Annotated in this window: 22 protein-coding genes; 17 read left to right on the forward strand and 5 right to left on the reverse strand. The window is 34.1% G+C overall.

Annotated elements, in window-relative coordinates:
- Positions 1-62: 62 nt before the first annotated feature.
- The 3 genes from ACFOWM_RS03820 (at position 63) to ACFOWM_RS03830 (ending at position 2,330) form a co-directional block, all read left to right on the forward strand.
- Positions 63-1,559, forward strand: a complete 1,497-nt coding sequence (locus ACFOWM_RS03820) for a cryptochrome/photolyase family protein (protein ID WP_379707307.1) — start codon at positions 63-65, stop codon at positions 1,557-1,559.
- A 35-nt stretch (positions 1,560-1,594) separates the two neighbouring features.
- Positions 1,595-1,750 (forward strand): DUF2256 domain-containing protein, encoded by a 156-nt coding sequence (locus ACFOWM_RS03825; RefSeq protein ID WP_379707310.1) that lies wholly within the window; start codon positions 1,595-1,597, stop codon positions 1,748-1,750.
- A gap of 70 nt (positions 1,751-1,820) precedes the next feature.
- Positions 1,821-2,330 carry an acyl-CoA thioesterase gene (locus tag ACFOWM_RS03830; RefSeq protein ID WP_379707313.1) on the forward strand — a complete coding sequence of 170 codons (510 nt, stop codon included), beginning with the start codon at positions 1,821-1,823 and terminating at the stop codon, positions 2,328-2,330.
- Positions 2,331-2,362: 32 nt separating this feature from the next.
- Here ACFOWM_RS03830 and ACFOWM_RS03835 read toward each other — a convergent pair whose 3' ends face one another.
- The gene (locus tag ACFOWM_RS03835) at positions 2,363-3,112 is read right to left on the reverse strand and encodes a lysophospholipid acyltransferase family protein (protein WP_379707316.1); all 750 of its coding nucleotides are present in this window, start codon (positions 3,110-3,112) and stop codon (positions 2,363-2,365) included.
- 194 nt (positions 3,113-3,306) lie between these two features.
- Between ACFOWM_RS03835 and rpsA the strand changes: the two genes are divergently transcribed.
- Positions 3,307-5,211, forward strand: a complete 1,905-nt coding sequence (gene rpsA / locus ACFOWM_RS03840; RefSeq protein WP_379707319.1) for a 30S ribosomal protein S1 — start codon at positions 3,307-3,309, stop codon at positions 5,209-5,211.
- Between the two features lie 77 nt (positions 5,212-5,288).
- Here rpsA and ACFOWM_RS03845 read toward each other — a convergent pair whose 3' ends face one another.
- Together ACFOWM_RS03845 and ACFOWM_RS03850 are read right to left on the reverse strand one after the other, a co-directional pair.
- Entirely contained in the window at positions 5,289-5,702 is a 414-nt protein-coding gene (locus ACFOWM_RS03845) for a hypothetical protein (protein WP_379707321.1), read from the reverse strand.
- An 81-nt stretch (positions 5,703-5,783) separates the two neighbouring features.
- Complete coding sequence (locus tag ACFOWM_RS03850) at positions 5,784-6,941, reverse strand: homogentisate 1,2-dioxygenase (RefSeq protein ID WP_379707324.1); 1,158 nt, start codon at positions 6,939-6,941, stop codon at positions 5,784-5,786.
- Positions 6,942-7,005: 64 nt separating this feature from the next.
- Here ACFOWM_RS03850 and ACFOWM_RS03855 point away from each other — a divergent pair, with 64 nt between their 5' ends.
- Positions 7,006-7,524: a metallophosphoesterase family protein gene (locus tag ACFOWM_RS03855; RefSeq protein ID WP_379707326.1), complete on the forward strand. Its 519-nt coding sequence runs from the start codon at positions 7,006-7,008 to the stop codon at positions 7,522-7,524.
- 1 nt (position 7,525) lies between these two features.
- Here ACFOWM_RS03855 and ACFOWM_RS03860 read toward each other — a convergent pair whose 3' ends face one another.
- Together ACFOWM_RS03860 and ACFOWM_RS03865 are read right to left on the reverse strand one after the other, a co-directional pair.
- The gene (locus tag ACFOWM_RS03860) at positions 7,526-8,272 is read right to left on the reverse strand and encodes a hypothetical protein (protein WP_379707328.1); all 747 of its coding nucleotides are present in this window, start codon (positions 8,270-8,272) and stop codon (positions 7,526-7,528) included.
- A 59-nt stretch (positions 8,273-8,331) separates the two neighbouring features.
- Positions 8,332-9,435, reverse strand: a complete 1,104-nt coding sequence (locus ACFOWM_RS03865; RefSeq protein WP_379707330.1) for a TolB family protein — start codon at positions 9,433-9,435, stop codon at positions 8,332-8,334.
- Between the two features lie 164 nt (positions 9,436-9,599).
- Here ACFOWM_RS03865 and ACFOWM_RS03870 point away from each other — a divergent pair, with 164 nt between their 5' ends.
- From ACFOWM_RS03870 to ACFOWM_RS03925, 12 genes are all read left to right on the forward strand, one after another.
- Positions 9,600-10,400, forward strand: coding sequence for a tetratricopeptide repeat protein (locus ACFOWM_RS03870; protein ID WP_379707332.1), 801 nt, complete (start codon positions 9,600-9,602; stop codon positions 10,398-10,400).
- 27 nt (positions 10,401-10,427) lie between these two features.
- Positions 10,428-11,075 carry a ribulose-phosphate 3-epimerase gene (gene rpe, locus ACFOWM_RS03875; RefSeq protein WP_379707334.1) on the forward strand — a complete coding sequence of 216 codons (648 nt, stop codon included), beginning with the start codon at positions 10,428-10,430 and terminating at the stop codon, positions 11,073-11,075.
- Position 11,076: 1 nt separating this feature from the next.
- Complete coding sequence (locus tag ACFOWM_RS03880; protein WP_379707336.1) at positions 11,077-11,880, forward strand: SOS response-associated peptidase; 804 nt, start codon at positions 11,077-11,079, stop codon at positions 11,878-11,880.
- A gap of 48 nt (positions 11,881-11,928) precedes the next feature.
- On the forward strand, positions 11,929-14,433 hold the full coding sequence (locus ACFOWM_RS03885; RefSeq protein WP_379707338.1) for a TonB-dependent receptor: 2,505 nt from the start codon (positions 11,929-11,931) through the stop codon (positions 14,431-14,433).
- Positions 14,434-14,564: 131 nt separating this feature from the next.
- Positions 14,565-15,572, forward strand: a complete 1,008-nt coding sequence (locus ACFOWM_RS03890; RefSeq protein ID WP_379707340.1) for a PhoH family protein — start codon at positions 14,565-14,567, stop codon at positions 15,570-15,572.
- Between the two features lie 9 nt (positions 15,573-15,581).
- Complete coding sequence (locus ACFOWM_RS03895) at positions 15,582-16,259, forward strand: hypothetical protein (protein WP_379707342.1); 678 nt, start codon at positions 15,582-15,584, stop codon at positions 16,257-16,259.
- 37 nt (positions 16,260-16,296) lie between these two features.
- The gene (locus tag ACFOWM_RS03900) at positions 16,297-16,830 is read left to right on the forward strand and encodes a hypothetical protein (protein ID WP_379707344.1); all 534 of its coding nucleotides are present in this window, start codon (positions 16,297-16,299) and stop codon (positions 16,828-16,830) included.
- Positions 16,831-16,940: 110 nt separating this feature from the next.
- The gene (locus ACFOWM_RS03905) at positions 16,941-17,354 is read left to right on the forward strand and encodes a hypothetical protein (RefSeq protein ID WP_379707346.1); all 414 of its coding nucleotides are present in this window, start codon (positions 16,941-16,943) and stop codon (positions 17,352-17,354) included.
- Between the two features lie 11 nt (positions 17,355-17,365).
- Positions 17,366-17,923, forward strand: coding sequence for an inorganic diphosphatase (locus tag ACFOWM_RS03910; RefSeq protein ID WP_379707348.1), 558 nt, complete (start codon positions 17,366-17,368; stop codon positions 17,921-17,923).
- A gap of 4 nt (positions 17,924-17,927) precedes the next feature.
- The gene (locus ACFOWM_RS03915; protein WP_379707350.1) at positions 17,928-18,362 is read left to right on the forward strand and encodes a sulfite exporter TauE/SafE family protein; all 435 of its coding nucleotides are present in this window, start codon (positions 17,928-17,930) and stop codon (positions 18,360-18,362) included.
- A 53-nt stretch (positions 18,363-18,415) separates the two neighbouring features.
- The gene (locus ACFOWM_RS03920) at positions 18,416-18,985 is read left to right on the forward strand and encodes an RNA polymerase sigma factor (RefSeq protein WP_379707352.1); all 570 of its coding nucleotides are present in this window, start codon (positions 18,416-18,418) and stop codon (positions 18,983-18,985) included.
- Positions 18,978-19,304: a hypothetical protein gene (locus ACFOWM_RS03925; protein ID WP_379707354.1), complete on the forward strand. Its 327-nt coding sequence runs from the start codon at positions 18,978-18,980 to the stop codon at positions 19,302-19,304. The genes ACFOWM_RS03920 and ACFOWM_RS03925 overlap by 8 nt, the downstream gene beginning before the upstream one ends.
- Positions 19,305-19,370: the final 66 nt, after the last annotated feature.

Raw genomic sequence — 19,370 nt, forward strand, 5'->3', positions numbered from 1 at the left:
CCACTGTTTAAACTTTTTACTGTGAACGAATGCTTATAATTTGCAGTATAAAATATGTAAGTATGACAGCAGTGAGTTTGATTTTTCCACACCAACTATTTAACCTCAAAAAAATAGCTCCTTTACAACAACGAGTTGTGTTGGTTGAAGAAGCCTTATTTTTTACCCAATATAATTTTCACCAACAAAAACTGGTGTTTCACCGTGCCAGTATGAAACAGTATGCAGCACATCTTACAGAAAATGGTTATAATGTATTGTATATTAATTCAAATGAACCAATACATGATATTTCAAAACTAATACCTCACCTAAAAAAATCATTAAAGGTTACGGATATTCATTTTACTGAAGTGGTTGATAATTGGTTGTACCGTCGTTTAAAAAATGCTTGCAAAAAGCAACAAATACAGCTACATCAACACACCACACCAGCTTTTCTCAACACATTACAAGAGGGTAACCAATTTTTTGATTCAAAAAAAAGGTATTTTCAAACAGATTTTTACATCCATCAACGCAAAACCAGGGGTATTTTGTTAGATGATGGAGGGCAACCTGTTGGCGGACAATGGAGTTATGATGCTGATAACAGAAAAAAATATCCATCTTCAGAAAAACCTCCCAAACTAGCGTTTCCTTCTACAAATACTTTTGTGAAAGAAGCACTGCAATATGTTGCAACTAATTTTGGCAACAACTATGGTGTTACAACAAATTTTATATATCCTATTAACGAACAAGATGCACTGCATTGGTTAAAAGATTTTTTACAACATCGTTTTGAAAAATTTGGAGTGTATGAAGATGCATTAGTGGCAAATGAACATTACCTGCATCATTCACTATTAAGTCCGTTATTAAACGCTGGTTTATTAACACCTCAACAAATTATTGATACCACTTTACAATTTGCTGCAAAACACCAAATACCATTAAACTCAACAGAGGGTTTTATTAGGCAAATTATTGGTTGGAGAGAGTTTATAAGAATGGTTTATGAACGTGAAGGCAGCAAACAACGCACCACCAATTACTGGGGTTTTACCAGAAAAATACCTGCTACATTTTGGACTGGCAACACAGGTATAACACCTATTGATAATGTAATAAAAAAAGTATTGCAAACTGGTTACTTGCACCACATTGAACGCCTCATGTTACTAGGCAATTTTATGTTGCTATGTGAGTTTGACCCCGATGAAGTGTACCGTTGGTTTATGGAATTGTTTATTGATAGTTACGATTGGGTAATGGTACCTAACGTATACGGTATGGTGCAGTTTGCTGATGGTGGCCTTATGACCACCAAACCATACATCAGCGGCAGTAATTATATCACCAAAATGAGCGATTATAAAAAAGGGGAATGGACGTCCATTTGGGATGCGCTGTTTTGGCGGTTTATGCATACACAACGTACTTTTTTTTCAAAAAACCCACGTTTGGGCATGTTGTTAAAAACTTTCGATAAAATGGATGCTACCAAACGAAATCAATTGTTAACCACTGCCGATGCTTATTTAGCTTCGCTAGATGATGCATTTGAAAAAAAGTAACATTACATCATCCATAAATCATTGTTGAACAGCATATGAAAAATGTAAAAAAACAACACCTTCCACAAAAAATTTGTGTTGTGTGTAACCGACCATTTACTTGGCGAAAAAAATGGGAAAAAGTGTGGGATGAAGTAAAGTATTGTAGTGATAAATGCAGGGGCGAAAAAGGCAGTAAATCACAGTCATAATATTGTTAAGGTTTAAATTGACCCTAACTTATTGGGTTTAATATTTTAGCTTTGCGCCCAAATTGAAAGTATGGTAAAAAAAGCAAGTGAATCGTTGGTGGTAATGACGGAATTGGTATTACCCAACGACACCAATAATTTTGGAAACTTAATGGGTGGTCGCCTCATGTATTGGATGGATATTGCAGCTGCACTTGCAGCGATGAAGCATTGTGCCGCACCAGTAGTTACAGCATCTGTAGATAATATTTCATTTGAAACTCCAATAAAAATTGGCAATGTAGTACATATTGAAGCCAAGGTTACACGTGCTTTTAACAGCAGCATGGAAGTACATATGAATGTATGGGGTGAAGATGCTATTCAACAATACCGTTACAAAAGCAATGAAGCATATTATACATTTGTAGCACTTGACCCAAATGGTAAACCAAGAAGCATCAATGCCTTGGAGCCAGAAACGGATGATGAAAAGAAGCTGTTTGAAGGTGCTTTAAGAAGACGCCAAATACGTTTGATATTAGGTGGAAAAATGAAGCCTGAAGATGCAGATGAATTAAAAGCATTATTTGTAAAATAAATAAAAAAGCGTTCAATTAATGAACGCTTTTTTTATGTGGTAACTGTTTGTTTTGGTATAACAGGCATAAATGCTTTACTCTGTTCAATAGCATCCATTACTTGTGCTAAAATAGCTTCGGTACTATCGTCAAAATTAATGTTAAGTGGCGCTTTAAAGGTTACTTGTAAAGGTGTACCTCTTCGTTTAATCACAAGTCCTTTTTTGTTAAAAGCTCTTGAAAAACCTTTAATAACAACAGGTATTACAATGGGCTTCGTTTGTTTAATGATATGTGCTGTACCTTTTCTACCTGGTGCAAAAGCCTTAGTGGTGCCTTGCGGAAAAGTAATCACCCAATTATCATCCAAAGCTTTAAAAATTTTCCGAGTGTCTGAAGGGTCTAAACCTCTTCTAATTTCTTTGCCACCCTCATTCCAAGTTCTTTTAACAGTAAGTGCCCCTGCCAAAGTAAAAAATTTGGTAAGCAAACTACTATTCATGGTTTCTTCAGCGGCAACGTATTTAATTTTGGTGAATGGCCATAGTAAATAATAAGGAATACCTAATTTGTTTTGTTTGCGCCACTTTACGGCGCAGAATATATGTATAAAAGCTATAACATCGGCAAAATATGTTTGGTGGTTACTTACAAATAACACTTTCTTTTTAGGTAAATTTTGAAGATGCTCTGTGCCACAAATTTTAAGCGAATTAATGATATTTAAACCCGGATAAGTAATAATGCCTACAATAGCATACACCAACCCTTTTATAATACCAGAATCCTTTATCTTTTTCATTTACGCTTAATCTAAATCTCTAAAAAAAGAGTGAATTTAAAGAAAAAATGAAGTTTATACATTTCATTTTTGTTATCCACCATCAAAAAAGCTTGTTCTTATAATGTAAGAAAGCTATTCATAAGTAATACCATACTCATTTTAAGTAAAAAATACTATCTTTGCAACCCGTAAAAAAACAACGGGATAATTTTATGTCATTTAACATTCACAAACAACTAAACGCAGAAGGTCAGGAGCCAACGGCAGCACAAGATGCACCGGAAGCAGCTGCGACAACAAACCAACCTGAGGCTGTACAAACTGCCCACGATGATTTCGATTGGAGCAGAGACAAACGCAACGTATCATCTTACTCAAAAGAAGAGAAAGAAAAGTACGATGTAGTTTACGACAACACTTTCAAACAAATCAATGATGGTGAAATGATTCAAGCAACTATTGAGTCATTAACTAAAACTGATGCGGTTGTAAACATTGGCTTTAAAAGCGATGGTTTAATCTCTTTAAACGAGTTTAGAGATATTCCGGGTGGCGTTAAAGTAGGTGATGTTGTAGAAGTAATGGTAGTAGAAAAAGAAGACAGAGAAGGTAATTTACACCTTAGCCGTAAATCTGCTCGTATTACCCGTGCTTGGGAGCGTATTGTTGAAGTTAACAAAACTGGTGAAATTGTTACTGGTTTGGTTACTAGCAAAACCAAAGGTGGTTTAATCGTTGATGTATTTGGTATGGAAACTTTCTTACCAGGTTCTCAAATTGATGTGAAACCAGTTACTGATTACGATCAATTCGTTGGTAAAACCATGGAATTTAAAGTGGTTAAAATTAACGAGGCTATCAAAAATGCAGTAGTATCTCACAAAGCACTTATTGAAAGCGATATTGAAGCTCAAAGAGCTGAAATTATTGGTAAACTTGAAAAAGGCCAAGTTTTAGAAGGAACTATCAAAAACATTACTGATTTTGGTGCGTTCTTAGACTTAGGTGGTTTAGATGGTTTATTATACATTACTGATATTTCATGGGGCCGCATCAATCACCCTGCTGAGGTGTTGAAAATGGATCAGAAATTAAACGTGGTTGTTCTTGACTTTGATGATGATAAAAAACGTATCAGCTTAGGTTTAAAACAATTAACGCCTCACCCTTGGGATACTTTATCTGACAGCTTAAAAGAAGGTGAAGTAGTAAAAGGTAAAGTAGTTAATATTGAAGATTATGGCGCTTTCTTAGAAATTATGCCAGGTGTTGAAGGTTTGGTACACGTAAGTGAAATTACATGGGCTAATACACCAATCAATGCGAAAGAGTTCTTCAAATTAGGTGACGAATACGAAGCTAAAGTAGTAACCTTAGATAAGGATACCCGTAAAATGAGTTTATCAATTAAGCAATTAACTGAAGACCCATGGAGTACCATCGAAAACCGTTTCCCTGAAAATAGCAAGCACATGGGTACTGTTAAAAACATTACTCCTTACGGTGTGTTTGTTGAATTATCAACAGGTATTGGTGGTATGATCCATATCAGCGATTTAAGCTGGTTAAAGCGTTTCAATAACCCGAATGAATACACTAAAGTAGGCAACGAAATAGAAGTAATGATTTTGAGTATTGATAAAGAAGGTCGCAAATTACAATTAGGCCATAAGCAAATTGAAGAAGATCCATGGAATAGCCTTGAAGATACTTTTGCAGTAGGTACTGTACATGAAGGTACTGTTAGCAAAAAAGATGATAAAGGTGCTGTGGTACAATTACCTTACGGTTTAGAAGGTTTTGCTCCTACACGTCATTTGATGAAACAAGATGAAAAAGCGATTGCACAAGACGAAATTGCACAATTTATTGTGATTGAGTTTGACCGCAACGATAAACGCATCGTATTAAGTCATACAAGAATGTGGGAACAAGAGAAAGAAGAAGAAAGACAAGTAGAAATGAAAGAAAAAAGAGCCGAAGCTGAATCAACTAAGAAAGCGGTGAAAACCATTCAAAGCAAAGTAGAAAAAACTACTTTAGGTGATTTAGGTGCATTAGCAGATTTGAAAGCTAAGTTTAGCAGCGATGAAGCAGATGCAGCAAAAGGTGAATAATTTTTACGAGTTCACATAATAAAAAAACCTCTCAATAATTGAGAGGTTTTTTTATGCTTATAAATTTTAAATATTTATTAATCGAATGACCCTTCATTTAAAAATACTTTCGTCATTTCATAAAAATGATTTTGTAATACATGTAATGGAATAGGTTCCATAATATGACGTTGTTCATCTCTATACCAAATTTCCATCCTTGAAAAATCGCCTTCTTTCGGTATTAATATTCTAAAAGCTCCTTTCATATATTTCACGGTGCCATCATCATTCACAAGTTTATGAAACTTAAAATTGGTGAGCTCATCATCAGTGATAGGTATGGCTTCTAAATGCCCTTTACCCATATCAAACCAAAAATCTTGTACACCTGAGTTAATACAAATTTGTTTATCTGCGTTGTTTATTTTAACAATTTCTCCTCGTTTTTTATCTCCTTCATGTTCTGCTATAATATGGCCGCCTTGTTTTAATTCGCTCAATTTAATCATGGTAGTAATGTTTTAATTCACTATCAATTTAATGAAAATAAATAATACAAATAAAAATACTTCTCAAAAAATAAATGTGGCTTACTCACTCCAACTCATTACATAACCTTCATTTTCAATAGCAATAGCATCTACCGTAAGTTTTAAAGGCCTAAACGTATCAACCATTACCGCCAATTCTTTGGTTTCTTTAGCACCTATACTTTTTTCTGCTAGGCCAGGGTGAGGACCATGAGGTATGCCAGCAGGGTGTAGCGTTATCATACCCCTTGTAACATGTTTACGGCTCATAAAATCACCATCAACATAATATAATAATTCATCACTATCAATATTGCTGTGGTTGTAAGGAGCAGGTATTGCTAAAGGATGATAATCAAACAACCTAGGTACAAATGAACAAATTACAAAAGCATCCGTTTCAAATGTTTGATGCACTGGTGGCGGCTGATGAACCCTACCGGTAATAGGTTCAAAATCGTGAATGCTAAAAGCATAAGGGTAACAACATCCATCCCACCCTACCACATCAAAAGGATGTGTGCCGTAATGTATACCATACAACAACCCCTGCTTTTTGGTTTTGATGATAAAATCACCTTTCTCATCAATTGTTTGCAAATTTTGTGGTACACGAATATCTCTTTCACAATAAGGAGCATGCTCCATTAATTGTCCGTACTTACTTAAGTAACGTTTAGGGTATCTTATAGGTGCATGTGATTCTACAATAAACAATCTATTATCTGGTGTATCAAAATGAATTTGATAAATACAGCCCCTTGGTATCACCAAATAATCACCATAAGCAAAGGCTAATTCACCATAACATGTTTTTAAAACACCACTTCCTTCATGTATAAACAGCACTTCATCACTATCAGCATTTTTATAGAAATAACCTGTCATACTTTGTTGCGGAGCCGCTAACACAATATGGCAATCATTATTTACCAACACTGCTTTTCTACTTTCTAAAAAATCAGCTACTGGCTTTATTTTAAACCCCTCTAAACTGCGGTGTTTCAACATATGCTCTTCAGCAATTTTAGGCGACACATCAATAGGGTCATCGCACTTAACAATTAATGTGGGTGCATAAGTATGGTACAGTAATGAATAATCGTTTGAAAAACCTTCGGTAGAAAATAATTGTTCTGCATACAAACTACCATCGGGTTTACGAAATTGTGTATGACGTTTGTGTGGAATTTTTCCGGCTTGGTGGTAATGAGCCATATCAAAAATATTTTTGAATTACATTGTTAGATGCACGAATTTACATCAAATTAAATGAACAATTTTGACAAGAATTGGGTTAATGTCTGATACGCATGGTTGGTTAGATGAGCTGGTACTCACTCACTTTAATGAGTGTGATGAAATTTGGCATGCTGGCGATTTTGGTCCAAATGAGGTAGATCAAAAAATAAAGGATCATTTTGAGAACACCCTTAAAAAACCAATAGTTTTTAGAGGCGTTTATGGCAATATAGATACTCCTTTGCAACGGCAACAATATCCTGAAAATTTATTTTTCACTTGCGAACAAGTAAAAGTTTTTATGCGACATATTGGTGGTTACCCTGGCAGGTATGCACCGGGTGTAAAACAGCTCATACAACAACAGCAACCGCAATTATTTATTAGCGGCCATTCGCATATTTTAAAGATAATGTTTGATGATACTTTGCAGTGTTTACATATGAACCCCGGCGCTGCTGGCAAACAAGGGTGGCATAAAATAAGAACCCTCATTAGGTTTACTATCGAGGGCGCCAATATGAAAGATTGTGAAGTAATTGAATTAGGATCGAGATAATTTATTTGCCGCCATTGGCTTGTAAATCTGCCCTACAATTTGCATCTAAAGTTGGTATGGGGCCTGTCAATATAAGCCCACCAATCATTGTTGTTTGTGAAGCATAATACATTAAACAATTGGTATTATTACAATGGCTACCGTTAGCTGCATCTTTATGGGGTGTTACCATTTTAGTACCCAAATCAGTTAACCCAAGTAAATGCCCAAACTCATGCTCCGTTACAACGGTTTCTAATTTAGTTCGGCTGGTTTGGTTTAAACCACCACTATTGGCGTTTATAGTAGCTGCAAAAATTACCAACGAAGTATTTTTATAAGCAATACCCAATACATTGTTTTGTGTAAACGGAGCATCTGCATACAACACATACACCGCAATATTTTTACCGTTATTAAAAGCAGTTCTGTTGGTGTTTTCAATTTTTACAATATCATCTATCGATAAACTAGCTTTACCAGAGGCAGCAATGGGGGTTTGAATAATGGAAATACCCTCAGGCTTGTTCAACAAACTGTTTAAAAAATTGGTAAGGTTATTCAAGGCAGTTGCATCTGGTGCAAAGCCAGGCATATATTGCAGTTGTATGGTTAAGCTCGTAAATTTATTACTACTCAAAAAATCGTTGGCAGAAGTACCTAAAGTTTGGTTGTTAGCGCTATTAGTACCATTAACTGCATCTGATTTTGAACATTGTGTTAGGCTTAATAAAAGGGAAAATAATAATAGATAGTTACGCATTTTCATATAAATTATTTATCTAAAAAATTGATGTATGTAACCATTACAAAAAGTATCCCAAAAAATTAATTCACCCAATCTGCAATAAAAATATTGGTATCTCTTGTGCCACCATTATTACGGTTACTGCTAAACACTATCTTTTTACCATCGGTTGTAAACATTGGGAAGGCATCAAAACCTTTATCTCTTGAAATTTTTTGCATGTTTTTGCCATCTAAATCAATCATGTACATATTAAACGGAAAACCATATTTGTATTCATGATTGCTGCAAAAAATAACATGCTTACCATCTGGCGTAAAATTAGGTGCCCAGTTAGCTTGTGCTAAATTGGTGATGGCATGGGCGTCACTACCATCTGCGTTAGCTATCCAAACTTCCATATGAGTAGGTGCTACTAAATTTTCTGCTAATAACTCTTTGTACTCTTTTACCTCTTCAGGCGTAGTTGGCCTGCTTGCTCTCCATAAAATTTTAGTACCATCGGGGCTAAACCATGCACCACCATCGTACCCCAACATATTGGTAATACGCTTTACATTTTTGCCGTTTAAATCCATCGTGTATAGTTCCAAATCACCATCTCTCATAGAAGTAAAAACCATTTTATCGCCTTTTGGTGAAATGGTAGCTTCAGCATCATAACCGTTTGTTTTGGTTAATTGTTTTACTATTTTACCATTTAAATCAGCTTTAAAAATATCCATTGATTGGTAAATTGGCCAAATGTATTTATTGCCATATTTTTTACGATCAGGCACTGGCGGACAAGCAGCATCAGCTAAATGTGTAGACGCATACAAAATATGCTTATTATCTGGGTAAAAATAAGCACAAGTGGTACGACCAGTACCAGTGCTCACCAACTTTGGCTCAAACTTTTCATTGTCAGTTTGCGGCACTTTGCCTAACCAAATTTGATCACACATAATACCAGTTTTTGTATCTGTTTTTTGAAAAACTAAATACTTACCATCTTTACTAAAATATGCCTCTGCATTATCGCCACCAAATGTTAATTGACGTACGTTTTTAAAATGTACTTCACCTGCAAAATGGATTGAATCAGCAAAAACTGATTTTGTATCAAGATTGTTTTTGTTGGTTTTAAAGGCCATCAACAACACCAAAACGGCTACAACTACTGATGATAATAAATATTTCATGTTTATTCTTTTAAATTATTTAGATGTTGTTACGTACTTCAAATAAAGCCAACACCCACGCAACTGAATCATTAACGAAATTACTACACATCAAATAGCGAATTGTCAAAGAATTGTAAACTAACCATTTATAAATCTTTATTTTTGCGCCATAAGTAATAAATATGAAATTATTTTATTGGGCAATAGTAATACTTAGTTTGGGCGCTTGCAAACAAAATAGCCAACAAACAGCCGCAACTATTAAAACAACGCCAGGTAAAACTGAAGAGGAAACTTTAAAAGCCGCATACGCTCAATACCCTGACTCAGCTAGTACATTACAAAACCTTGTTGAATATTATACTTACAATGAAAATTATGATGCAGCCTTAGCCACTATCAACAAAGCCATAAGCCGAGATAGTTTAAATGATACCTATTGGGATATGCAATCTATCGTTGCTGGTTTAAAGGGCGATACTGCATTAATGATTAATGGTTTACAACATGCTATTGATATTATACCATTACCAAAATATATAATTTCACTTGGTGCCGTATTTGCTCAAACCAAAAACCCAATGGCCTTACGTTTAGCAGATGCTTTATTAGTAGCCAATAAAGCAAATGCAGCGGTGGAAGCAAACTTCATTAAAGGTTTGTATTACAGTTTTACCAATCAAAAAGATTTGGCGATTCCCTTTTACGATAAGTGTATTCAATTACAATATACTTTTATGGATGCTTACATTGAAAAAGCTTTGGCGTTGTACGATTTACAACAATATCAAAAAGCTGCAGATGTGCTAATTAAAGCTGTAACCATTCAAAATAATTTTGATAAAGGCTACTATTATTTAGGCCGTTGCTTTGAAAAACTCAATAAAAAAAGCGATGCTATTGAAGCATACCAAACAGCCTTATTTTATGACCCCAACTACATTGAAGCACAAGATGCTTTAGGTAAACTAGGCGTTAAATAAACATCATTAAATAAAAATAACAATACAATGGCACTTATTGCACCTTCATTATTATCAGCCAATTTTTTACAGTTGCAACAAGATTGCGATATGCTTAACAACAGTGTGGCTGATTGGTTTCATATTGATATAATGGATGGTATTTTTGTACCCAACATAAGCTTTGGTGCTATGGTAACACAATTTATTATCAACGCTAGTAAAAAGTACAACGATGTACATTTAATGATTGAAAAACCTGGCGATTATATACAAGCATTTAAAGATGCTGGTGCCCACAATATATCTGTACACATAGAAGCTTGTACGCATTTGCACCGCAATATTCAACAAATAAAATCATTGGGGATACATGCAGGCGTTGCTATAAACCCACATACCAACGTAGCACTTTTAAAAGATATTTTAGTAGATATTAATGTGGTTTGTGTAATGAGCGTAAACCCGGGTTTTGGCGGACAAGCATTTATACCGCATACCTTACAAAAAATAAAGCAACTACGTAAAATGATTGATGAGCAAGGCTTATCAGTAAAAATTGAAGTTGATGGTGGGGTAACATTGGCTAATGCCACCGCAATTATTGAAGCTGGTGCAGATGTGTTGGTGGCGGGTAATACGGTTTTTAAATCGCCTAATCCTACAGAAACTATTGCAGCTTTAAAAGCATTATAGCATGTGTTATGTAAACGGGTTACAGGTAAGTTACCAAACATATATTAAACTAAAGGGGCAACAAAAAAAAGTTGCACCCACACAACAACATTTAGCGGAACGCCCTGCTGTAAAAGGGTTTGATTATGGTAATTGGTTGGTCATTAAACCTACAAATAATGATTGGGATATCGCCACTATGCAATGGGGCTTTCTTCCAAACTACATTAAAAATGAAACCCAAAAAAATGCCTTTCGTTTTGGCTATAAAGATGCTAACCAAAAATTTCATACTCCTTACACTACTTTAAATGCCATTGGTAATGAATTATTAAAACCTGGTAAAATATTTAGAGAGGCAGCTTTGCATAGACGTTGCTTAGTATTATCAAGCGGCTTTTTTGAATACCGACATATTCATCCAATAAGTAAAAAAACGGGTAAACCTTTAAAAACTGCTGTAAAATACCCCTATTTTATTGGTGTTAAAAATGAACCAGTATTTTTTATGGCAGGCATTTATGAAACGAATACTGATGTTGAAACAGTTGAAACCTACGACAGCTTTGCCATTGTAACTACACAAGCCAATAAACTGATGGCCCAAATACATGCCACCAAACTAAGGATGCCTGTTATTTTAAATGAAACACTTGCTACCCAATGGATAGATACCTCCATTGATGAAACCATCATTGAACAATTAGCGCAACATCAAATAAACAGTAATTTGTTGCATGCCTACCCTATAGCCAAAAACTTTATTGAAACACAAGATATTTCACCATTTAATTATGGCAGCGAATTACCAGCTTTGAAGTATTAAAAAATAGTATTCCCATCAATACATCAATATTTTTTTTACCTTCATTGCATGAGAATGTTTACCATGCTAATGGGCTGTTTTTTATGTGTACTCACCGCAACTGCTCAAACTAAATATGCTACTGTAAAAGGAATTATTGTTGATGAAAATGATAATCCTATGAGTAAAGTAGCTATTACCATTTTGGGTAAAAACTCCAGCATTAATAGCAGCGATAGCGGTTTATTTACTATTAAAGTACCTGCACAAAAATCATTAGCATTAATTTTTAGTTTTGAAGGATATGCTGATCAACAAAAAAACTTTTTTTTGAGTAATGATGAAACAGAAACCATTGTAATTCAAATGAAAAAAAATGGTAAAACATTGGAAACTATTACCATTGCCAACGAAAAAGAACGTAAAGAAGCAGGACTTATTAAAATCAATCCGAAATCAGCTATTACATTACCCAGCACCATTGGTGGTGTTGAAGGGCTAATAAAAACATTGGTGGGTAGTAACAACGAACTATCATCGCAATACAATGTACGTGGTGGCAACTATGATGAAAATCTTATTTATATCAATGATTTTGAAGTATATCGTCCGTATTTAGTAAGCAGTGGCCAACAAGAAGGCCTAAGCCTTATTAACCCAGCACTTACCCGAAACATTAATTTTTATACTGGCGCTTTTCAAAGCAAGTATGGCGATAAAATGAGCAGTGTGTTAGATATTCAATACAAAAAACCTACACAATTTAATGGCAGTGTGTACGCTAGTTTATTGGAACAAGGTTTACATTTAGAAGGCAGTACAAAAAACAATCGCTTCAATTATTTAGTGGGTGTTCGCAATAAAAGTAATCGAAATTTATTAAGCAGTCAGCCTACTAGGGGAGCATATATACCCTCAGCATCAGATGCACAAGGGCTACTCTCTTACAAAATAAATAACAAATTACAGTTAGATGTTTTGGGCATTTATTCGGTAGCTCGTTTTACATTTTTACCAGAAGCGGTTAAAAAAACAGCTTCTGTTTTTTCGCCATTTTTTACAGCCAATATTGGGTTAGATGTATTTTTTGATGGACAAGAAAAAGACAACTACAGCTCCAGCTTACTGGGCATTACGTTATTGCAAACGGTAAATAAAAAAACCAAATTAAAATGGATGGTAAGCAGCTTTAAAGATGTTGAAAAGGAAAATGTTGATATTGGTGGGGCTTACCTTTTCGGTGATAGAGATTTTGATAATGCTAGTGCTACATTCGGCCAAATTATAAATCCACTCGGCGCCGGCTACAACCAAAATTACAGTCGTAATAAATTAAATATTGATGTACTCAATGTTGGCCACCGTGGATATTTTGATGCCAAAAAACATTATCTACAATGGGGCGTAAATGTTGAACAAACCAAAATTAAAGATGCATTACAACAATTTGAATTTAGAGATTCAGCTGGTTATTCATTACCGTACAACCCAACATCGTTAACACTTTACAACGTTCAACAATCAACCGCTTCACTAAATATTCAAAAATACAGTGGCTTTTTTCAAGATAATATTAACATCAGTAAAGGTAAAAGTGATATCAATGTACAACTAGGTGTACGTTTCAATTACAACAGTTTAAATAAGCAAACTTTAATAAGCCCAAGAGCTCAAATAAGCTTAAAACCCAATGGTAAAAAAGATGTAGTTTTTAAACTTGCTGGCGGTGTTTACAACCAACCTCCTTTTTATAGAGAGTTGCGTAATTACAATGGCGAACTCAATACCGCCATTAAAGCACAACAAAGTGTACAAGTAGTAACTGGGTTTGATTATAATTTTAAAGGGCCGGGTAATAGAATATTACGCCTTACATCAGAAGCCTATTACAAACAATTATCACAGGTAATTCCATACGATATTGATAACGTAAAAATAAGGTACCTCGGTGCTAATAATGCCAAAGCTTATGCAACAGGTATTGAGTTACGTTTGTTTGGTGAGTTAGTGAAGGATGCTGAAAGTTGGGTAAGTGTAAATTTTATGCGTACCAAAGAAAACATCAACAACGATTTTTATTTCGATTATAAAAATGCAGCTGGCGAAATTATCACTGCAACAAGTACTGATCAGGTTGTTAAAGATAGTATTCGTAGAGATGTTGGTTTTGTGCGTCGCCCAACAGATAGAACCATCACTGTTGGTATGTATGTTGAAGATTATTTATCAACCAACAAAAACTTTAAAGTGCACTTAAACGCTATTTACGGTAGCAATATGAGCTACAATGTACCCAACTCAGTAAGGTACCGTAACGGCTTAATTATAGCGCCTTACATTAGAGTTGACATGGGTTTTAGTGCATTACTTTTAAGTGAAAAAAGTGTAAGAAGAAGTCATAGCCCTTTTAAAAACTTTGATAACATTTGGGCAAGTGTTGAAGTATTTAATTTAATTGACAGGGCCAATACCATTTCATTTCAACTCATAAAAGATTATTCTAACACAGTGTACGCTTTACCAAATAGGCTTACACCAAGATTGGTTAATTTTAAAATTGTAGCTAAATTTTAAGCTTTTTTTACACAACATCATTTAATAATGTGCATAATTTTATTGTACAGTAAACGATTGCTATTTATTAAATTTGAATATCTAATAAACAACAACTCATTCCAATTTTTTAACGCTCAAAGTTGTAACAATTGACAGAAACCATTATCAATTTAGAAAATGTTAACCCTATTGAATTTTTCGGAGTAAACAACGGCAAGCTCGACATTCTGAAAAAAAAATTCCCTCTACTTAAAATACTCAGCAGAGGCACACAAATAAAATTAAGTGGTGCGGCTGAACAAATAGAAGAAGCAAAAGAAAAAATAGATTTACTCATCAAATACTTAGAACGTAGTGGCCATATGAGTGAAAATTATTTTCAACAAATATTAGGTGGCGATGATGAAAAAAGCATCGACAATTTTATTGATCGCAACCCCAATGATGTGTTGGTGTTTGGACCAAACGGTAAAACCGTAAGAGCCAGAACAGCCAATCAAAAAAATATGGTACAAGCTTGTGACAAAAACGATATTGTTTTTGCTATTGGCCCAGCAGGTACAGGTAAAACCTATACTGCTGTTGCTTTAGCTGTAAGGGCACTAAAAAATAAAATCGTTAAAAAAATTATTTTAACAAGGCCAGCAGTTGAAGCTGGTGAAAGTTTAGGGTTTTTACCTGGCGATTTAAAAGAAAAAATTGACCCGTATTTACGACCATTATACGATGCTTTAGATGATATGATACCAGCGGATAAATTGGCGTATTACATGAGCACACGTACTATTGAAATTGCTCCATTGGCATATATGAGAGGTCGTACTTTAGATAATGCATTTATTATTTTAGATGAAGCCCAAAACACCAATGACTTACAAATTAAAATGTTTTTAACACGTATTGGCCCTAATGCAAAAGCCATTATTACAGGCGACCCTACACAGGTTGATTTACCAAAAAACCAACAAAGTGGTTTATGGAGAGCCACCAAGTTATTGCGTAATATTGATGGTATATCTTACATAGAATTAGATGAAGAAGATGTAGTGCGTCACCGATTAGTAAAAGCTATTATTAAAGCGTACAATAAAGATGATGCCAACGCTTTAGCTGAAAAAGAAGCGGAACAAAAAGCCCGACAATCAAGAAATATTTAAGCATAGTAAATGATGATCCCCCATTATTTTAAAAAGAGGTGGCTACTCAGCTACCTCTTTATTTTTTTTATAAGTTGTACCAACCAACAAAATAAGGTTACCACCATTTCTTTCAAGGATAGTATTGCACTACAACAAAAAATCAAAATAAATTTAGTTGAACTACAATCTATAAAAGCAACCATACAAGCAGGTGACATTATTACAAGAGAGGGCAATGATTTTACCAGCCAAAGTTTAAAAAAACTCAACCGTAGAGATGAAACCTTTTCACACATTGGTATTGCCAACATCGAAAATAATCAACTCTATATTTACCATGCCATTGGTGGCGAATGGAACCCCAACCAACAAATAAAGAAAGAAAGTTTTGAAACATTTACAAACCCAATTGATAATAATGCCATGGGTATTTATCGTTTCAATATTAACCCAATTGCAAAACAATATTTTATTGAAAAGGCCATCAATTTTTACCAACAAAAAATAATATTCGATTTGGATTTTGATTTAAAAACAAACGATAAAATGTATTGTGCAGAATACGTTTACAAAAGCTTTGTACAATCAAAAAACAACGAACTAACTTTTAATCATAGCCATATAAAACAATTTGAATTTATTGGGGTTGATGATATTACTTTACACCCTCAGTGTAAAAATATATTGTTGTACGTTTATAAATAAAAATGATATTTTTGAAACAAAAACTAAAACTAGAAAAATGAAAAAATTATTATTTGCCATTGCTGTAGTATCAACAGCTTTATTTGTAAGTTGTAAAGGAAGCAGTAGTGGTAGCCCTGAAGCAGTGTTGTCACAATTTTTTGATGCAATGAGCAAAAAAGATATGGCTAAAGTAAAAGAATTATGTACGCCAGAAAGTGCACAAATGTTAGGCTTTATGGAAATGGGCATGAAAGATGGTGGCAAAACAAACGAAATGGAAAAGTACGATAAATCAAAGGTTGATTTTGGTACGCCTGTAATCAATGGCGATAATGCAAAGGTACCGGTGAAAGATAAAAAATCAGGTAGCACCATCAACTTCCCAATGAAAAAAGTAAACGGCCAATGGAAAGTTGCATTTGACAAAACCAGTGTTATGGAAATGGGTATGGAAACCATGAAAGATAAAAACATCAACCTAACAGATTCAATTTCTAAAGGACTAGATGAATTAAAAAATATTGATGCTGACACTTTGAAAAAAGAAATGCAAAACGCATTGGATACTGCAAAAAAAGAAATGAAGTAATATTTCATTTTTGCATAAAAAAAGCACTTCTTTCGGAGTGCTTTTTTTATGCTGTTAAATACATGCTTCCATTTTAAAATAAGCTTACTTTTACAATTAAAATACTTTAAATGAAATACAACATCATTGCTATAGTTTTATTTTGCACATTTTTAAGTTGTAACAGTAATGAGCAAAAAACGCCTACTACCCCAATTGATACTGGGAGAGAATTTATAAGAGCTACTTTAGATGGTAACTTTACCACTGCAGAAAAATTATTGTTGAAAGATGAACAGAACAATGAAATGTTTTCATCGTACAAAAATTTTTATGAACGTTTACCAGTTGAAAAAAAGCAAGCCTATAAAAATGCATCATACAACATCAACACATTAACCGATGTAAATGATTCAACCACCATTATCAATTACAGCAATACCTATATGAATCAACCTATGAATATTAAAGTTATTAAACGTAATAACCAATGGGCTGTTGATTTTAAATATACATCTGCAACTGATACTTCATTAACTAAATAATACCCTACAATATGTATGTTTTACACCCTTGGCATGGCGCTGAATATGGCTTTGATGCCCCTGAACAAGTTAATGCACTCATAGAAATACCTATGGGCAGCAGTTGTAAATATGAAATTGACAAAGCAACTGGTTTATTAAAATTAGATAGGGTTATATATTCGTCTTTTCACTACCCTGTTAATTATGGTTTTATACCACAAACGCTGGGTGATGATGGTGACCCACTTGACATTTTGGTAATGTGTAGCGAAGCCATTAACCCTTTATGTTTAGTAAAAGCTACTGTAATTGGTAATATGCAAATGATTGATAATGGCGAAAAAGATGATAAAATAATTGCTGTAGCCACCAACGATCCATCAGTAAATCATATAAAAGATATTAATGAATTACCTGACCATTTCTTTAATGTACTCAAAAACTTTTTTGAACAATACAAAGTATTAGAAAATAAAGTAGTTGAAATTGATGATTTTCAAAACAAAGAAGCTGGCTATAAAGTAATTGATGACGCTATCAAAATGTATAAAGATCATTTCAATGCAAACGGACAAGCAAAAAAATAAAGATATGGATACTCAAACCATCATCATACTGCTATTAATTGGCCTTGCAGCTGGCACACTAAGTGGTGTAGTGGGCATTGGTGGTGGTATTATTATTGTACCTGCATTGGTGTATTTTTTAGGATTTAGTCAACGCATGGCTCAAGGCACATCACTGGCTATTTTGCTTTTACCCATTGGCTTATTAGCCGTAATTCAATTTTACAAAGCTGGTTATGTTGATGTAAAAGTTACAGCAACCATCGCCATCGCATTTTTTATTGGCAGTTATTTTGGGAGTAAAATAGCACTTACCGTACCACAAGAAGTATTAAAAAAAATATTCGCTATTTTATTATTGGTTGTGGCCGTTAAAATGCTCTTTTTTGATAAATCACCCAAAACAGAAAAAAATACTTCTATCAACAGCCCATTTCCTACCTCACAACCTGAAACCTAATTTTATGGATTTTTTGTAAAATAGCATCTTTACAAAAAACACAGTAATTACATTTGAAAATACCGCTACCATATCAAGATAAAGATGATCAATGGTTATTGCAAAACTACCTCAACAGTGGCGATAATGAATGGCTTGGGCATTTACTGCAGCGGTACACAACTATATTATTTGGTGTGTGTATGAAATATTTAAAAGATGAAGTTGAAGCTAAGGATGCCGTGCAACAAATATTTTTAAAAGTAATTAATGAAGTAAAAAAATACAAGGTTGATTATTTTAAAAGTTGGCTATACATGATTGCAAAAAATTATTGCCTTATGCAATTACGTGCAAGCAAAAAAACAACTTACCCCATAACAGATCAATTTACCGCTGATGATGAGCTTGCCAATAAAAATAACATCATACAAAAAGAGCAATCATTACAATTGTTAGAAAAGGCATTGCAACAATTAAATGAAGAACAACAAGTTTGTGTAACTTTATTCTATTTACAAAAAAAATCATACCAACAAATTATTGAAGCAACCAATTACAGTGCCATGCAGGTAAAGAGTAATATACAAAATGGCAAACGCAATCTTAAAATAATTATGCAAAGATTAGGCAACCATGAATAACGATTTTGACCATAACGCCCCTTCATACAACGATGATAATAAACCCAATAATCAAAACGATTGGAAATCATTGCATGATGCTTTACATGATAATGATGATTTTGAAACTGATGCTGAAGAAGGGCTTCAACACATCAATAAAGAAGCATTACCTACCATTGTTGCTCAGTTAAATACACAATTACATCAGCAAATAAAAAAGAAGAAAAACATCAACAAGAAAAAATTGATGGACCAAACCAGTACTTATATTACCATTATCACTATATTAATTTTGGTAGTGGTAGCTTATATCGTGATCAAAAAATTACTTCCTTAACGCTTTCTTTTAACCCCCTCAAATAAAAAAGAGGCTGCTCAATTGAGCAGCCTCTTTTAGTATGGT

The organism is Ferruginibacter yonginensis, from assembly GCF_042651465.1.
GTDB classification, from domain to species: domain Bacteria; phylum Bacteroidota; class Bacteroidia; order Chitinophagales; family Chitinophagaceae; genus Ferruginibacter; species Ferruginibacter yonginensis.

What these genes read in the sequence shown, in the direction of transcription:
- ACFOWM_RS03820 (WP_379707307.1), top strand. Translation starts at nt 63, where the DNA reads ATGACAGCAGTGAGTTTGATTTTTCCACACCAACTATTTAACCTCAAA.
- ACFOWM_RS03825 (WP_379707310.1), top strand. Translation starts at nt 1,595, where the DNA reads ATGAAAAATGTAAAAAAACAACACCTTCCACAAAAAATTTGTGTTGTG.
- ACFOWM_RS03830 (WP_379707313.1), top strand. Translation starts at nt 1,821, where the DNA reads ATGGTAAAAAAAGCAAGTGAATCGTTGGTGGTAATGACGGAATTGGTA.
- ACFOWM_RS03835 (WP_379707316.1), bottom strand. Translation starts at nt 3,112, where the DNA reads ATGAAAAAGATAAAGGATTCTGGTATTATAAAAGGGTTGGTGTATGCT.
- rpsA (WP_379707319.1), top strand. Translation starts at nt 3,307, where the DNA reads ATGTCATTTAACATTCACAAACAACTAAACGCAGAAGGTCAGGAGCCA.
- ACFOWM_RS03845 (WP_379707321.1), bottom strand. Translation starts at nt 5,702, where the DNA reads ATGATTAAATTGAGCGAATTAAAACAAGGCGGCCATATTATAGCAGAA.
- ACFOWM_RS03850 (WP_379707324.1), bottom strand. Translation starts at nt 6,941, where the DNA reads ATGGCTCATTACCACCAAGCCGGAAAAATTCCACACAAACGTCATACA.
- ACFOWM_RS03860 (WP_379707328.1), bottom strand. Translation starts at nt 8,272, where the DNA reads ATGAAAATGCGTAACTATCTATTATTATTTTCCCTTTTATTAAGCCTA.
- ACFOWM_RS03865 (WP_379707330.1), bottom strand. Translation starts at nt 9,435, where the DNA reads ATGAAATATTTATTATCATCAGTAGTTGTAGCCGTTTTGGTGTTGTTG.
- ACFOWM_RS03870 (WP_379707332.1), top strand. Translation starts at nt 9,600, where the DNA reads ATGAAATTATTTTATTGGGCAATAGTAATACTTAGTTTGGGCGCTTGC.
- rpe (WP_379707334.1), top strand. Translation starts at nt 10,428, where the DNA reads ATGGCACTTATTGCACCTTCATTATTATCAGCCAATTTTTTACAGTTG.
- ACFOWM_RS03880 (WP_379707336.1), top strand. Translation starts at nt 11,077, where the DNA reads ATGTGTTATGTAAACGGGTTACAGGTAAGTTACCAAACATATATTAAA.
- ACFOWM_RS03885 (WP_379707338.1), top strand. Translation starts at nt 11,929, where the DNA reads ATGAGAATGTTTACCATGCTAATGGGCTGTTTTTTATGTGTACTCACC.
- ACFOWM_RS03895 (WP_379707342.1), top strand. Translation starts at nt 15,582, where the DNA reads ATGATGATCCCCCATTATTTTAAAAAGAGGTGGCTACTCAGCTACCTC.
- ACFOWM_RS03900 (WP_379707344.1), top strand. Translation starts at nt 16,297, where the DNA reads ATGAAAAAATTATTATTTGCCATTGCTGTAGTATCAACAGCTTTATTT.
- ACFOWM_RS03905 (WP_379707346.1), top strand. Translation starts at nt 16,941, where the DNA reads ATGAAATACAACATCATTGCTATAGTTTTATTTTGCACATTTTTAAGT.
- ACFOWM_RS03910 (WP_379707348.1), top strand. Translation starts at nt 17,366, where the DNA reads ATGTATGTTTTACACCCTTGGCATGGCGCTGAATATGGCTTTGATGCC.
- ACFOWM_RS03915 (WP_379707350.1), top strand. Translation starts at nt 17,928, where the DNA reads ATGGATACTCAAACCATCATCATACTGCTATTAATTGGCCTTGCAGCT.
- ACFOWM_RS03925 (WP_379707354.1), top strand. Translation starts at nt 18,978, where the DNA reads ATGAATAACGATTTTGACCATAACGCCCCTTCATACAACGATGATAAT.